Genomic DNA, 15,482 nt, shown 5'->3' on the forward strand with positions numbered 1-15,482 from the left:
TATTGATATTCACCGTAAATATCTGGTTAGTCTACGTTCGATAAGAACGACAAAACGGTGAATAACTTCAACAATGAAAAGATAAATAAGAGCTGCCCAAACATAAACCTGAAAATCAAATGTGCGAGAATAGGTCAATTTCGCAATTCCCATCAAATCATAAACAGTAACAAGCGAAGCAATAGCACTAGATTTGACCATCAAGATAATCTCATTTCCTAAAGGACGCAATGATACAACCATAGCCTGTGGAAAAATAATTTTAAAAAATGTTACAAATTTGCTCAGACCCAACGATTTTGCTGCTTCATGTTGTCCTGTTTCCACAGACAAAAAACTTCCTCTGAAAATTTCAGACTGATAAGCAGCGGAATTAAGTGCAAAAATGAAAAGGCAACAATACCATGCACTTTGAAAAAACCACCACAGACCAACTTGTTGCCAAAGATCTATCATGGATCCAAGTCCATAATAAAAGAGGAATAGCTGAACTAATAAAGGGGATCCGCGAAAAAAATAAACATAAGCATGCGCAGAATACCGCAAAAATCTATTATTTGATAAACGTGCGAATGCAATCAGAATTCCAAGAAAAAAGCCAACAGAGCAAGCAACAAAAACAAGTTCAAAAGTAACAATAAATCCATCAATAAATTTAAGTCCATAACGACTTAAGAGAACAGGATTTAGAATAAAGTGGAGCCACTCAGGGATCATCAGATAAACGCCTTTTTATTTCCTGCCTGAGTGCGTATTTCTAGACTGTGTAAAATTGCAGAAAAAAATGCTGAAAATAATAAATATATTGAACATGCTACAAGATAAAATAATATCGGTTTGTTAGTAGCTGCAACCGCTAAATTGGTTTGTCGCATGAGATCGATAAGGGCGATGGTAGAAACGAGAGATGTGTCTTTCAACAAAGTAAGCCAATTATTTGAAAGCCCTGGTAAAGCATTTCGAACTAGTTGAGGAAATACAATACGAAAAAATGTTATTGAGCGTGAAAGTCCCAGAGTTTTAGCTGCTTCATATTGTCCTTTATCAAAGATGTTAAACGCTCCAAGCCAAACTTCACAGGAAAAAGCTGCTAAAACCATGCTAAGTGCAAGGATACCTGCAACGAAAGCGCTTATACTAAATGCTATTTCAATATTAAAATAATCAAGAGTAGCTTGGATAACATTTTGTAAGCCGTAGTAAACCAAAAATAAAGTTAAAAGCTCTGGTAAGCTACGAAACACTGATGAAAAGAGGGTAGCTATAGCTCTAGCTATTCTGATATCGGATCTAATCATTATTGCGCCTAAAAGACCTAAAGGAAGACCTAAAATTCCACAACATAAGGCCAATGAGAGTGTCATCCCTGCACTAGAAAGTATAACCATACCCCATCCACCATTGCTAAATGACAGCAACGCTAAATTTTCAGTCATTTTGTGCTCCTACAAAAGATTCCAATAACATTTTAAACAATTCTTTTAATCTTAGCTCCATACTGATATTTAATAAATATCGAATGAAAAATATTTTTTCATAATTTTATCGTAGGTTCCATCTATACGGATCTTCTTTATTGCTTCATTGAACTTATTTTTTAGATTATTGTCATTTTGACGTATACCTATTGCGATTGGAAGTCTTGTTCCTTGAAGAGTTCCTAGAAGTTGACAACAATCTTTTCCTTCATTTTTAATCCAGTCCAATGCTTGTAATTTATCACAGATGATGACATCAAGGCGATGACTCAAAAGATCTCTGTTAACTTCTATTGCTGTAGGATAAAGTTTGATATTTGCACCATTAGTAGCATAATGATCTTCTGCGTATGCGGCTTGTGTTGTGTTTGATTGCACTCCAAGGATTTTGCCTTTGAAGGCTTTCGCGGAAATTTCTTTAATTCCAGAATTTTTATTTGCTATGACAGCTAATGCAGTGCTATAGTATGCATCTGTAAAGTCAATTTTTTGCAGTCGTTCTTGTGTGGGGGCAAGGGAAGCGATTATAGCATCATACTTTTTTGCAATCAGTCCAAGTATGATTCCGTCAAATTCTTGAAGACTTATGGTACATTTTACATTCATTTTTTCACAAAGCGCGTAGGCTATATCAATGTCAAAACCATGAAGTTCATTGTTGGAGTCAACATAACTAAAGGGAGGATAAGATCCTTCTCCCGCAATCTTTAGGGTTTTGGAATTTGCAAATTGAACAAATGGTATTAAAATAACTATAAGAGCCGCTGATAATAATTTCATTATGTTCTCCTACTTATAATCTATAAGATGTTTTAAGAGAAATAAAAAGTTTATCATTGTTTATTTCTCTATTTATGTGAGTATAACAAAAAACAGCAAAGTAAATATGCGATTGCTAAAATAAGCGGATTATATGTTTATTTTCTACTATTTTTCTTTTATCTATTGCCTTTGATAATTTTTTAGTCGACTAGTATAATGCGCGAATCCAATTTTAAATAAGATATAGAAAAAAATATTTAAAAGCCTTTAAACGAAAGCGTACTTTCGTGAGATATTTTGATATCTCATCAAGCTATTACAATTTTTAATATGGAACAAAGAAAAATCTCATATTTGCAATGAGTAATGCTCATATTTGTTAGGAAAAAATCGATTTAGACAAAAACAAATATGTCCGTGTATTTTATTCTTATTAAATATTTTTTTAGATTCAGATTCAATTATTTACGGGGAGGACGCTGTTTGTGGAAGTATAAAAGGTACATTTGATTTAGGCAATTCAGAAACGGTTAAGGAACAGTGATAAGTATCGCGCAAATTTTTTGTTGTCAAAACAGTAGAAGAATTTCCCTCGCAGTAAATTTCTCCCTGTTTCAACAATATCATTTTATCTGCATAATGCGCGGCAAGGTTAAGATCATGAAGGACGGCAAGAACGCCACCACCACGACGAGAATAATTTTTTGCAATATTCATAACAATAAGTTGATGCTGGATGTCGAGATTAGCAATAGGCTCATCTAATATCATCCAACAAGGAACTCCATTACGAATAGGGTTCCAGATTTGACAGAGAACGCGGGCAAGCTGCACTCTGGCTTGTTCTCCCCCCGATAATTGAGAATAATATTTGTTTCCATAGTCAGAAAGACTAACACATTCTAGAGCTTTTTGAGGAAGATCTTGCAACTCATCTTTTGTTAGCATAAATTTATTTACGGAAAGGCCAAGTTCTACCACTTCATGGACTAAAAATGGAAATGCCAGTGTTGTTGACTGTGGGAAAACTGCTCGCATTGCGGCCATTTCTGAATTTTTTGTTTGAGTAATATCATAATCATTTAAAACTATTTTTCCATTGTAGGGAATTTCTCCACTTAATGCCTTAACAAAGGTACTTTTTCCAGATCCATTTGGGCCAATAATAATAGTAAAAGAACCACTTTCAGCCTTGAGATTAATATTGTTAAGAATTTTATTTTTTCCGCGTTGAACGCAAACATTAACCGCTTCGATCATGAAAAATTTATTCCCCGTTTGTATATGAGAATCCAAAGAAAAAAAGGAGCACCAAAAAGTGCTGTGACAATTCCGATAGGTAATTCCGCAGGAGCAACAATTAGGCGTGCAAACGTGTCTGCAAAAATAAGTAATGAAGATCCTAAGAGAGCAGAGCAGGGGATAAGATACCGATGGTCAGAACCGATAAGCTGTCGCACAATATGTGGAACAACAATTCCAATAAAACCAATACCACCACTGACGGAGACTGCACTACCACACATAAGCGCAACAAGAAGAATGGAAATGTTTTTAACTCGTTGGATATGAAAACCAATATGGCCAGCAACCTCTTCTCCAAGAGAAAGAGCATTAAGCGCTCGTGATAAAAAGGGAGAAAAAAGAACTCCAACGCAAATAAAAGGAAAAACGAGCCAAACTTTTAACCATGTTGCTCCCGCAAGAGAACCAAGATTCCAAAAAGTGATGTCACGTAATTGTTGATCATTTGCTATAAAAATTAATGTTCCGATAACAGCGCTACTTAAGGCTCCAAGAGCAATGCCTGCTAAGAGCATGGTTGCAATAGATGTACAGCTATGATGCGTTGCTATCGTATAAAGAATGATCGTTGATAAAAGTCCTCCGAAAAAGGCACCAATGATAACTTTGTATTGTTCTAGGAAAGGTGCCAATGAAGAAGGAAAAGCGATACCGATAACAATTGCTAATATAGCTCCAAGACTTGCACCTGCTGATACTCCAACAATGCCAGGATCTGCAAGAGGATTACGAAAAAGTCCTTGCATGAGAACACCGGAGACACTTAGAGCTGCTCCAACCAGTAATCCCAAGATAACACGTGGAAGCCTTATATCAATAAGTACGAGGTAGTTACGTGTTTTACTGCTTTCAAAAAAATTTTGCGTATAAATCGTATAAAGAAGATCAATGAAAGAAGTATTTGAAGCACCGTTCAAAAGTCCACCTAATACACTGAATATAAGGAATACTACTAAGATTAATAGTAAGATCTTTCGCAAATTTGTACGTTCTACTCTTTTATTTTTTTTTGTTTCAGGTGTATGTACTACAGATGCGCTATTTACCATTTTATCAGCTCTTACCATTGTGATCTGAACCATAAAGTATATCAATAAGATCTCTCGATGCATTAGCAGTTCGTGGGCCAAATCCTAAAAGATACATCGCATCCATTTGTTTAATAGCATGATTTTTTGCTGCGGTTGTTGCTTGAACTGCCGGTATAGCTAAAATTTTATCAATATTATTTGTTACAGATTTTTTATCATGCTTAATGAGCAGGATTACATCAGGATCTGATTTCAATAACGCTTCACTGTTTAGAAGTTTGTATCCCTTATAATCAGAAATGGCATTGACGCCACCTGAAAGCTTTATCATACCATCAGCTGCTGTTCCTGTTCCAGACGCCATAACCCGTCCATTTTGTACGGACAAAACAAAAAGAACGCGTTTTGGTTTTATTACTTTTGCCAAAATTGCATCATTTCTTACGAAGTCACGACTTACTTTTTCAATTAATTTGGCTGCTTGCATTTCTTTTTGAAGTGCCTTCCCAACGAGACGAATCTTTTCTACCACACTTTCGCGAGAATAATTTTCCGGTATGATTACTATTGGTATTGATGTTTTCTTTAAAATGTCGATGGTTGAAGGGGGACCGCTTCCTTCAACAAGTAATATGCCTTCAGGAGAAAGTGATAAAACACCTTCAGGTGAAAGAGCACGCATATACCCAAGTACGGGAAGTTTAAGTGCTTCTTCCGGGTAAACACTTGTACTATCACGAGCAACAAGCCGATCTTGAGCTCCTAACGCATAGACAATTTCTGTCAATGCCCCACCAATAGAAACAATACGTGCATTTTCAGGGAAAGAATTTACCGGTTCAGCTATCACTTGTCTAGAAAAGAAAATAAAAAAAGAAAACAGACAAACAAAAAAGAAGCTTAAAAAAACGCGCAAGAGAGGTGTAAACATACGCTAGCTTTACCTTTCTAAGTCATTTTTTTCTATTCTGGGCAGATTACTCAATAAAGATCTCCAATCTTCCAGTTCCTTTTGTCCTTCTTTTCGAAGGCCAAAAAATTGAATAATCATTTCACCATTTTTACCAAAAACTTCAAGTGAATTAACATAATCGTTTTTTGTAGGCTTGCGAACACGCCATACACTATCAATTCCGGAAACCAATAAATGCAGGTGAAATTTTTGATCGAGAACATTAATCCAGGATCCCACTTGCTTAATATTTTTTATTTTCCCACTAAAAATTTGAACACACCCTTTATTTCCAACAAAGCACATAATTGGTATTTTTTGTTGTGCAACTTGATTGAGCATAATTTCAACCGCTTCTATCTTTAATTCATCAGAAAATTCATCTTCAACATATTTTATAGCGTCACGTCGATTAATCTTTAATTCAGAAAGAATACCATGAAGCTGGTGAACATCAGTCATTTGTCGCCAACGATTACGGAATGTTTCAACATCGTGATTTACTGTATTGCATTGAACAGAATCAGAAGGTGGAAGAATATCAAGAACAGATAACTGATCCTCATGTACCAGTTTTCTGACGAGATTATCCCATTTTTCCATATTCGTTGTATCTTTAGAGTATATCTTCAAAATAGCAGAGCCACATTTATCAAAAAATTGTATACTTTTTCTAGATTCTCCAAGAATAATTACGTCATATTCAAAACAAAAAGCCCATTGTTTAGAAAAAATACGTAAATCAATTTCACCGAGCGTAATTGGAATATGAGTGTTATGAACAATTTTCTCAAAACATCCAGTTATTTCATGGACAGCATTCTCATTACGAGTTAGCACTAAAACCGTTCCAAGCTTAGGAGCATTTTCTAGAAGAGTGACAATATCAACATGTAATCTCGTTGCTTTTCCGATTGTACAATAAGAAGCAACAACCTCTGCCTCAGACACTCCAATAGAGAGCGCAAAATCACGATTGCGCATCTCTTTTTTTTCTTCACGTAAATTAACAATCATCTCGGCAGTGTACAATGCTAACCCTCCTCATAACACACTTTATGCTCTTACATCATCAATCAAAATCTCACCTTAAAAATTTAAAAGCGACAAACAGCAAAATAACGAAAACCGACAAATTATCCTATCTACGTGATCTCATAACTCACTCTCGTTATTAATAAAAACAACTAAAATTTCTGTACAAACGATACCTTAAAATTACGACCAGGCTGGCTGTAATAGTCCCTCATGGATAACTTACTTTTAGAGGAACTAGAGGGAAAATCTGACACATTCCAATACTTTTTATTAAGAATATTATAAACACCAACCCTCATAATGGGTCCTTTTTCACCGAAAGGCTTCCACCAACCTAACACATCAATAATGCTATATCCTGGAATTTTTTGATACTCGTCTCCTTTAGAAATTTTGTCACGTTTAGCAGATGAAGTAAGCATGACATCCGCCCCCCAAGTTTTTTCTGCATACCCTATCCCAACAACTACCTTTAAAGGTGGTATCGATTCAAGATACACATTTTTATCAAGATCTTTTCCTTGTGTATAAGAAACGGCAAAATTACTACGGAAGCCCCTACTAAAAGCCAAATGTGCTTTTGCTTCGACACCTGAGATATGTACACGTGAACGATTTACATAATGTCGACGTGAAAACCTAAATTCTTCTGATGCTCCTTTATCTATAGTATCTATGAAATTTTTATATTGATTACTAAAAACATTTATAGAACTACCAAAATTTGCATTTCCATATTTTATTCCAAGATCGTATCCATTACTTGTTTCTGGCTTAAGATCTGAATTTCCCTTTACGTAGTAAAGTCCTGGCTTAATATAAGAAAGGTATAGTTCTGAAACACGCGGTGCGCGAAACGCTTGAGCCCACTGAGCATAAACAGTTAATTTATCACGAATATCCAACTCCATTCGTAACTTGGGAGAAAAATGCGAAGCGCTTCTTTCTGGAGGATATGCATCAGAACCTAAAGATTTATCGTAAGAAGCTGTTTTTTGAGGAACATGTTTGTACCAGTCATAACGTGCTCCGGGAATTACACGAAAGTGACCATTAGAGAATCCAATTTCATCCTCGAAAACAAAACCAAAATTCTGACTATTAGTGTCCGGTGATTCTGACCGATTGGCGGGTAAAAAAGCACACCCTTGTGCGCTCTCTGGCAAATGACAACTATCTTTACCAAGCATATAATGATGAAATTTAGAAAACCGAATATCTGTAGCAAATTTTAACTTATGACTTACGGTATCTGTACCTACTTCTTTAAGGACATTAGCATTTAAACCATAATTTATATCACGCAGAAGATTATCTCTTAAGTAGTCTCCTTTTGGCGCACTAATACGATATCCAGTTAAAATATGGTTATTTAACTGTTTTTGCCAATAAATCTGCCCATGAAACGCATCAAAAATAGAATCTCCATCACTTTTATAGTTATAGGAAAGAGAAAGGCGTTCACGATGTTTATTATCGGTATCATAAACAGATCCAGGAGCATAACGTGAAGATGCATTCAAAGAATGAGTTTCTTTGCTATAACCGAAACGCTCTGCTGTAAAGCCAAGGCGGTGATTATCATTAAAATGCTGATGAACTTTAAACAGCAAGTTATTTTGATCATAATTAGCGGGATTTTTACGTGTACGCTCACTATACCCTTCAACAGTTCCCATATTTTGACGTTGATGACCTTCCATACGAGATCCTTGGAAGAGAAAAAATGTCTGTTGAGAACGTACTGCAATAGCTTGATCTACGCGCCAACTATCATCAACTGAATGATATCCACCTTTTATAAGGCCTCCCCAATTTTTTTCTGGAGTTATAAGATCTTCTGGATCAAGGGTTCGCAGAGAAACAGTTCCACCTAAAGCACCAGACCCATAAAGGCTTGAATCCGCCCCTTGAATAATATCTAATTTAGAAAGCGAACCAAATCCAAAAGTTGTATTCCCACCTTCTCCACGCACGATATCATCAAACCATGGAAGAGCGATGCCATCAACTGTTGTGAGGACACGATTCGCGCTTAACCCACGAATCACAAAACTGCCGTTTTTGGGATTGTAGGTTACGGATGGATCTAAACGAACAATATCATAAACGTCATTTACTTGTTTTTCATCAATATCTTTATCAGTTTTACGATTAGTCAGAATGGTTTTTGAATCCAAAACAGAGTTTTTTCCTTTAATGACAATTGGTTTAAGCTCTGTTACGACACCACCATTATTATTTTGTGCAAAGACAAACGAAGGTATACAAACTGACAACGCACTTAGAACTACACATCTTTTATAGATATTTTGGGGGTTTATTCGCATAATACATCACAACCTTTTATTTGGCCTAAAATTGTACATCCAAAAATGCCAATTCGCCAACCATAAATTAGCCAACAAAGCAGTCATGATTTAGCTCTAACGCAAAATCACATGGGGACAATATTAAACATGACAAAATCAGTCAAGAAAAAAGTTGCAATTTAAAAATCCCCTGTTTTAATGGGGTTCAGCACAAAAAATAAGCTTAAAATAGCGATGGAAGAAATTATGAATCTTTTTAATACTGAGCGATTATTAATTCTTTGGGCTAGTTCGTTTATCTGCGCTTTACTTCTGCATGTAATGTTAGTAATGCAATTTTATTTTCAGAATATTGGCGTAAGCAAAGGTGCATTCTCTCCAACAATTATGCTGACTTTGACACAAGAGGCTGTGTATCTAAATTCTAATGAAGATTTTCTAAATGATAATGATATGAATTTATCGAATATTGACACAGTTCCAGAAACATCAAATCCTGATTCTTTAGAGCAAGAATTTGAGGTATTGGAACAAGCAGAAGAAATTCAACAAAAAGATTCTCAGCATACTGAAGAAAACGGTTTTGTTTTGTCAAAACCTTTTGAAAAGCCTATTCCGCAAAATATGGAAGATAAATCCTTTGTAAAGAAGCAGTTACCAAAACCCAAAACGCTAGCAAAGCGAAGTAATGCGAAGGTTATGCACTCATCCTCCTCTGCGACTAATTGGAATGCAGGAGTGCTTGAGAGTACATTGTCAGAGAAGTGGTTGGCAAAAATACAGGAGCAATTGGAAAGGCAAAAAAAATATGCTGTTGGACAACGCACAGGTGCAGCAAAAGGAACAGCGCAATTAGAATTTAGAGTGCGTGAACAGGGAAATATTTTTTCTAGCCGCATTGTACGCTCTACAGGTAATCAGGAACTTGATAAACTAGCTATGGAGGTACTCCAACGCGTTGGAACTTTTCCACCACCACCACCGTCAGAGGTAAATAAAATTATTAGAGTTTCTTTGATATTTAGTTGATTATTACATAATTTTCATATTTTTTTATTCTTGTTATAACGTTGTTATTTATAAATGAAAAAATAGAATAAAAGAATTTTCGATATTATTTCCATTTTCCAGAAATTAAATCTGTTTTTATATCCGCTGTTCCGATAAGCCTAGCTTTGTAAATTTCATAATTTTCCATAACGCGCATTACGTAGTGGCGTGTTTCTGTGTAGGGGATGCGTTCAATCCAGTCGATGACTTTATCAATAGGCTGTCCTCGAGGATCACCATAACGGTTTATCCACTCATTGACTCGGCGGGATCCTGCGTTATAGCTAATGAGAGTTAATATGTAGGATCCATTAAAATGTTCTAGCTGTTCTCTTAAAAAATGGGCTCCTAACGTTGCGTTATAACTAACATCATTACGAAATTTTTTTTGTGACCATGCAATTGAATGTTTTTTTGCAAGCGCTTTTGCTGTTGTGGGCATTAATTGCAGTATGCCGTGTGCGCCTGCTTTTGATATAGCCATTTGGTTAAATTCACTTTCTTGGCGTGCAATAGCATAGACAAGTGCTTGTCCTGCTAGAGAAATATTGGCGGATGTTGGAATAGCACCGATAGGGTGGGAAAGAGCACCAACATTTTTACCTTGAAAAACAGCAGTTTTTCCTATTTTGAGGCTGGTATGATAGTCGCCATTTTTTTCTGCCATAACAGCGAGGAGAGTTAATTCACCGGGGCTTTCTATTTTTTCACTAAGTTCCTTATAGAAAATTTTAGCGAGATTAGCATAGCCAATCGTTTCAAGTCGTTGAATTGCTTTAATAGCTTTTCGTGCGCTAAAACGTTTCCTTTCGATTGTTGTTGGTTTAGGAAAGGGAATTTCGAGTTTTTTCTTATTTAGTCGTGATGCTGCCAACTGACCATAATAAGTTGCATTAAAGTAGGCAGCACGATGAAAGTAAGTTTTGGCGGTTTCATGTTCGCCAATTGCTTCTGCAGATCGTCCCATCCAGTAATATCCACAGGATGTTGAGTGAGGTGAGGATGATAATTGAGGAATACGTGAAAAATGGTGTATAGCCAATTTAGGATCATGAAGGAAACGCAATGCATACCATCCTGCATGAAATTCAGCATCGACTGCCAGTGAAGATAGTATCCCAATGTGGGTTGAAACAATTTGATAGGCAATGTTAGGTTTGTTCAAATCTAGCATTTCACGAGAAAGGGCACGTCGTTCTATCCACCATGTATCAGGATTAATAAGACTTAACACATCTTTTGGCGCCTGCATCATGAGTGTTGCTGCAGCATGGTATTTTCTATTTCGTCGAAGGTGGCGAATTTTAGCAAACTGTAAGAGAGGATCTTTTTTCCATGATTTTTCTGCGGCTTGTAATTTTTGTGCGGCTCTTGGATCATTTTTTTCAACAGCGACAAAAGCATGAAAAAGAGATTGAGCGTGAGCTAATTTTGCAACACGTTCAGCTGAGTTAATTCGATGTGCATAAAGCATAAATTTCATACGTTTCAGATGGTCGATAGGTTTTAACAAGGTATTTGCATTTTTAAGAATAAGCTCTTCTTCTTTTGTATTAAGCTTTGTTTTATGCCACCATGGTGCAACAATTTGTTGAGCACGGGTGGTTTGTCCAGTTGCAATAAGTGATTTAGTTAATGCAGACATGCCTTGTGCTGTAAGAGGGGGAGTATGAGAAAACTTTTTTATGATTACATGTGTTGAATTTGTTTCGTTAACAAAAGCACGTTCGGCATTCTGCTCCATAATGGCTATTCCGGGCCATCCTTTGAGTTCGTTGATTGCATTAAGTATTTCAGAACTTGGTATGTTAGTTTGAGTTGATATACCAATTGCCCATGTTAAAATGCAACGATCGAGATTATTTTTTTTTATTGCATTACGAATGATAATTGTTTTTACAACGTTGTTATTTGAGAGTGCATCTAGTCCATATTTAAGCTGATTAAGTGAAGTTGTATCATTGATTGCAGTAGGGTGATTGTGGGCTGTATTACGAATCTCTTGTAACAGCTTTTTAGGCTTTTCTCGTGTAATAGTAAAGAAATTAGGTCGTTTCGAGGGGATTGGTAATTTTTCTTTTTGAAGGGTTGTTTGTGCATATGTACTTGAAAATGAAATTATTGTGGCCAGTATAAATACAGTAAAGTTTTGTATGAAAAAAACAGAAAAGGATATGTGCATAGAGAAAAGACCTACAACCTCACTTTTTGTAAATAATTATAGTTTTCATAAAACAGAAGCATAAAAAACGAGTTAATGTATGACCGATATCCTATAGGAATATTCTGAATCAAAAAATAGACAGATTGATTTTAGCTTCTATGAAATTCATCTTGCGTCAATGATGGAGCGGGATTATGCTTTCTCGTTGGCAATTCGTAAAGGTTATTTAATATTACAAGGGAGTTTATTATGCTCAAGGGAGCCTTGACTGCACTTATCACCCCGTTTGATAATAATGGTGCTATTGACGAGAAAGCATTTTGCAATTTTGTTGAATGGCAAATTACACAAGGTATCAACGGTGTAAGTGCTGTCGGGACAACAGGTGAGTCGGCGACTTTAAGCCGCGAAGAACATAAACAAGTTATAGAACTGTGTGTTAAACAAGTTGCTAAACGTGTTCCTGTTGTTGCTGGAGCGGGATCAAGCGATACAAGCGAGGCTATAGAGCTTGCGCAACATGCAGAAAAAAAAGGTGCAGATGCAGTTTTAGTTGTTACCCCTTATTACAACAAGCCCAATCAGCGTGGTTTATACACGCATTTTTCTTCTGTTGCGAATGCGATTTCTATCCCGATTATAATTTATAATATTCCTGGACGTTCTGTTATCGATATGTCTGTGGAAACTATGAGAGATCTTTGTAAGGATTTTAAAAACATTATTGGTGTAAAGGATGCGACAAGCAAAATTGAGCGTGTTAGTGAACAACGTGAAAAATGTGGTAAAGGTTTTGTGCAACTTTCTGGTGATGACTGCACGGCATTGGGGTTTAATGCACATGGAGGGGTAGGATGTATTTCTGTTTCATCCAATGTTGCTCCAAAACTTTGTTCAGAACTTCATTCAGCTTGTCATCATGGTGATTATAAAAAAGCACTAGAATTAAATGATCGTTTAATGCCTCTTAACCGCGCAGTATTTATTGAACCAAATCCTGCAGGTATTAAATATGCAGCTGCGAAGTTAGGACTTTGCTGTGATACTGTTCGGTCGCCAATTGTTCCGTTATCGGATCCAACAAAGAAGATTATTGATACCGCTTTACAGCATGCAGGTCTTCTCAGTGGATTGAAGTGATTTTGACACAAACATGAACAAAAAAAAGACTGCACCAGTACGAAAAATAATTGCTGACAATCGTAAAGCTCGTTTTAATTTCGAAATTATCGATAATATTGAGGCTGGTCTCGTTTTACAGGGAGCAGAGGTGAAGTCCTTACGTTCTAATTCTGCCAATATTTCTGAAAGTTATGCTAGCTTTGAAAATGGAGAATTATGGTTAATTAATAGCTATATTCCTGAATATACTCAGGCGAATCGCTTTAATCATGAACCACGTCGTTTGCGTAAGCTGTTGATTTCAAAAAGAGAAATGAATCGTTTTTGTAATGCTGTTTCTCGTGAAGGGATGACACTTGTTCCGCTTAAACTTTATTTTAATGAACGAGGTCGTGCCAAATTAGAGATAGCTCTTGCACGTGGGAAAAAGCTTCATGATAAGCGTGAAACGGAAAAAAAACGCGATTGGGGGCGCGAAAAGGCAAGGCTTTTAAAAAGACATAAATAACAGGATTTTTTGTATTTTTTCATGGTTGTACATGAGGGCTTTGTTAAAAAAAATCAGCATTGATCCAAATGTATTCTAGCTGCATGAAAAATATTATGGAACATAGTATCTGTCAGTCGTCCGGTGTTTGTATTATATCGTGAGCAATGATAACTCGAAAAAATGCGTAATCTTCCGATATTACTCGTTTCCCCATGTCTAAAGGGGTGTGCTGAGATTTTTGCGTTTAGGGCGCGTATGGTTGAATGATGAGCAACAGTACCAAGGGTAATAACTGCTTTAAGTTTAGGAAGGTTTGTTAAAAGGGGTGAAAAAAAATTTCTACAAGTATTAATTTCGATGCCAGTAGGTTTATTCTCTGGTGGAACACAACGAACTGAATTAACAATTGCTGCATCAATTAGTTCGAGACTGTCGTTTGCCCTTTCTTCGAATGTTCCTCGAGCAAAACCAAATTTTTTTAAAGTAGAATAAAGTAATCGTCCGGCGTAATCGCCAGTGAATGGTCGCCCAGTTCTGTTTGCTCCACGTAATCCAGGAGCAAGTCCTACAATTAAAAGGCGTGTTGTAATCGCGCCTTTGTAGGGAAAAAATGGGCTTACAGGTGCATTATGCCAGTCTGGTTCTTTTATACGCCAATCAGAGATAAATTTGTGTAAGCGAGGGCATAAATCACAATCTTGTGGTGGTTTTGGGCAAAGAGATATTAATTGATTATTCATATCGGTAGACATAAATCACTCTTTATAAAAAAATCTCATTACAATTATGCTATTATAAACAATCTCATAATCAATATAAACGAGTTGTTTATAAGAAAAATTTTAAAATGAATAATACATTGTTTGTAAGCTTGTAAGATAAACTTTTGTGTTGCTGTTGCTGATAACAGTTTTACGATTAAGCTAGTGCTGTATTAAATTTTGTTTAAAAAACAATAAATTTTAATAGTCTATAAAATTTAAAAGTCAAAAAAAATTAAGGAGAGTAATTTTATTAAAAATTATATTTTTTATCTAACTTGATATCATTAGATTCTCTGTTCATAATAATACTCGCAGTTTATTTGAACAGGCTGTATGTCTTTTGGGAACCTTCCCAAGAATTTTCTTAAAGTGATCTTTTAGCAAAAAAATATTAAATTTTGTGTTGTTTTTCTTGTGTTTTATTTTGATTGTTGTATATATTTTATACCCATTATGGAATGTTTGAATCTTTAAGAAAGGGGCAGAGATGGCCCGCGTAACGGTAGAAGATTGTATTGATAAAGTTGATAATCGCTTTGAATTAGTGCTTTTGGCTGGGCATAGAGCGCGCCAAATTTCACAGGGTGCGCAGATTACGGTTGATCGTGATAACGATAAAAATCCTGTTATTGCGTTGCGCGAAATAGCAGAGGAAACTTTATCTTCTGCCGATTTAAAAGAGGATCTTATTCATTCGTTGCAGAAGCATGTGGAAGTAGATGAGCCGGAATCGGCGGGAGAATTTATTTCTCACTCCGGCGAAGTTGATGGCGTTTTTGGTGCCTCATCGGAGGAAGAGGGGTGTTCTTTTGATTATATGTCAGAAGAAGATCTTTTAGCAGGCATTGAAGGTTTGGTTGTTCCTGAAAAAAGTGATGATTATTAACCGTTTCAATTTGTATCATTGCTGTGGGAATGAAGCGTGATGTCACGTAGTGGCGATTTTTTTCTCGTCTTTGGCACTGAAAATATTTATATTCAATGGGCGAGTGTCTGTGAAAATATAGGGAATGT

The 15,482-nt window shown here is 36.1% G+C and carries 14 protein-coding genes; 4 read left to right on the forward strand and 10 right to left on the reverse strand.

What is annotated here, in order from left to right; all coding sequences use genetic code 11:
- Nucleotides 1-9: 9 nt before the first annotated feature.
- The 8 genes from V4P54_RS01580 to V4P54_RS01615 all read right to left on the reverse strand — a co-directional run bounded on the left by V4P54_RS01580 (nt 10) and on the right by V4P54_RS01615 (nt 8,896).
- The gene (locus V4P54_RS01580; RefSeq protein ID WP_455477407.1) at nt 10-717 is read right to left on the reverse strand and encodes an ABC transporter permease; all 708 of its coding nucleotides are present in this window, start codon (nt 715-717) and stop codon (nt 10-12) included.
- A complete protein-coding gene (locus V4P54_RS01585) occupies nt 717-1,436 on the reverse strand; it encodes an ABC transporter permease (RefSeq protein ID WP_455477408.1) in 720 nt (239 codons plus the stop codon). Before V4P54_RS01585 ends, V4P54_RS01580 begins: the two co-directional genes overlap by 1 nt.
- A 69-nt stretch (nt 1,437-1,505) precedes the next feature.
- Nucleotides 1,506-2,258: a transporter substrate-binding domain-containing protein gene (locus V4P54_RS01590; protein WP_455477409.1), complete on the reverse strand. Its 753-nt coding sequence runs from the start codon at nt 2,256-2,258 to the stop codon at nt 1,506-1,508.
- Between the two features lie 447 nt (nt 2,259-2,705).
- Nucleotides 2,706-3,500, reverse strand: a complete 795-nt coding sequence (locus V4P54_RS01595) for a heme ABC transporter ATP-binding protein (RefSeq protein WP_455477410.1) — start codon at nt 3,498-3,500, stop codon at nt 2,706-2,708.
- Nucleotides 3,497-4,594 (reverse strand): FecCD family ABC transporter permease, encoded by a 1,098-nt coding sequence (locus V4P54_RS01600; RefSeq protein ID WP_455477651.1) that lies wholly within the window; start codon nt 4,592-4,594, stop codon nt 3,497-3,499. The genes V4P54_RS01595 and V4P54_RS01600 overlap by 4 nt, the downstream gene beginning before the upstream one ends.
- 4 nt (nt 4,595-4,598) lie before the next feature.
- Entirely contained in the window at nt 4,599-5,507 is a 909-nt protein-coding gene (locus tag V4P54_RS01605) for a heme/hemin ABC transporter substrate-binding protein (RefSeq protein ID WP_455477411.1), read from the reverse strand.
- Between the two features lie 9 nt (nt 5,508-5,516).
- Nucleotides 5,517-6,545 (reverse strand): hemin-degrading factor, encoded by a 1,029-nt coding sequence (locus V4P54_RS01610; RefSeq protein ID WP_455477652.1) that lies wholly within the window; start codon nt 6,543-6,545, stop codon nt 5,517-5,519.
- Nucleotides 6,546-6,715: 170 nt separating this feature from the next.
- Nucleotides 6,716-8,896, reverse strand: coding sequence for a TonB-dependent hemoglobin/transferrin/lactoferrin family receptor (locus V4P54_RS01615; protein WP_455477412.1), 2,181 nt, complete (start codon nt 8,894-8,896; stop codon nt 6,716-6,718).
- A 228-nt stretch (nt 8,897-9,124) separates the two neighbouring features.
- Between V4P54_RS01615 and V4P54_RS01620 the strand changes: the two genes are divergently transcribed.
- The gene (locus V4P54_RS01620) at nt 9,125-9,907 is read left to right on the forward strand and encodes a TonB family protein (RefSeq protein WP_455477413.1); all 783 of its coding nucleotides are present in this window, start codon (nt 9,125-9,127) and stop codon (nt 9,905-9,907) included.
- Nucleotides 9,908-9,992: 85 nt separating this feature from the next.
- Here V4P54_RS01620 and V4P54_RS01625 read toward each other — a convergent pair whose 3' ends face one another.
- The gene (locus V4P54_RS01625; RefSeq protein WP_455477414.1) at nt 9,993-12,110 is read right to left on the reverse strand and encodes a lytic transglycosylase domain-containing protein; all 2,118 of its coding nucleotides are present in this window, start codon (nt 12,108-12,110) and stop codon (nt 9,993-9,995) included.
- 231 nt (nt 12,111-12,341) lie between these two features.
- Here V4P54_RS01625 and dapA point away from each other — a divergent pair, with 231 nt between their 5' ends.
- Both dapA and smpB read left to right on the forward strand, forming a co-directional pair.
- A complete protein-coding gene (dapA, locus tag V4P54_RS01630; protein WP_455477415.1) occupies nt 12,342-13,232 on the forward strand; it encodes a 4-hydroxy-tetrahydrodipicolinate synthase in 891 nt (296 codons plus the stop codon).
- A gap of 13 nt (nt 13,233-13,245) precedes the next feature.
- Complete coding sequence (gene smpB / locus V4P54_RS01635; protein ID WP_455477416.1) at nt 13,246-13,722, forward strand: SsrA-binding protein SmpB; 477 nt, start codon at nt 13,246-13,248, stop codon at nt 13,720-13,722.
- Nucleotides 13,723-13,775: 53 nt separating this feature from the next.
- On the opposite strand, the gene V4P54_RS01640 is transcribed toward smpB, so the two are convergent.
- On the reverse strand, nt 13,776-14,444 hold the full coding sequence (locus V4P54_RS01640; RefSeq protein ID WP_455477653.1) for a uracil-DNA glycosylase: 669 nt from the start codon (nt 14,442-14,444) through the stop codon (nt 13,776-13,778).
- A 511-nt stretch (nt 14,445-14,955) separates the two neighbouring features.
- On the opposite strand from V4P54_RS01640, the gene rpoZ reads away from it, so the two are divergent.
- Nucleotides 14,956-15,354 carry a DNA-directed RNA polymerase subunit omega gene (gene rpoZ / locus V4P54_RS01645; RefSeq protein ID WP_455477417.1) on the forward strand — a complete coding sequence of 133 codons (399 nt, stop codon included), beginning with the start codon at nt 14,956-14,958 and terminating at the stop codon, nt 15,352-15,354.
- Nucleotides 15,355-15,482: the final 128 nt, after the last annotated feature.

This window comes from Bartonella sp. B41 (assembly GCF_053795765.1).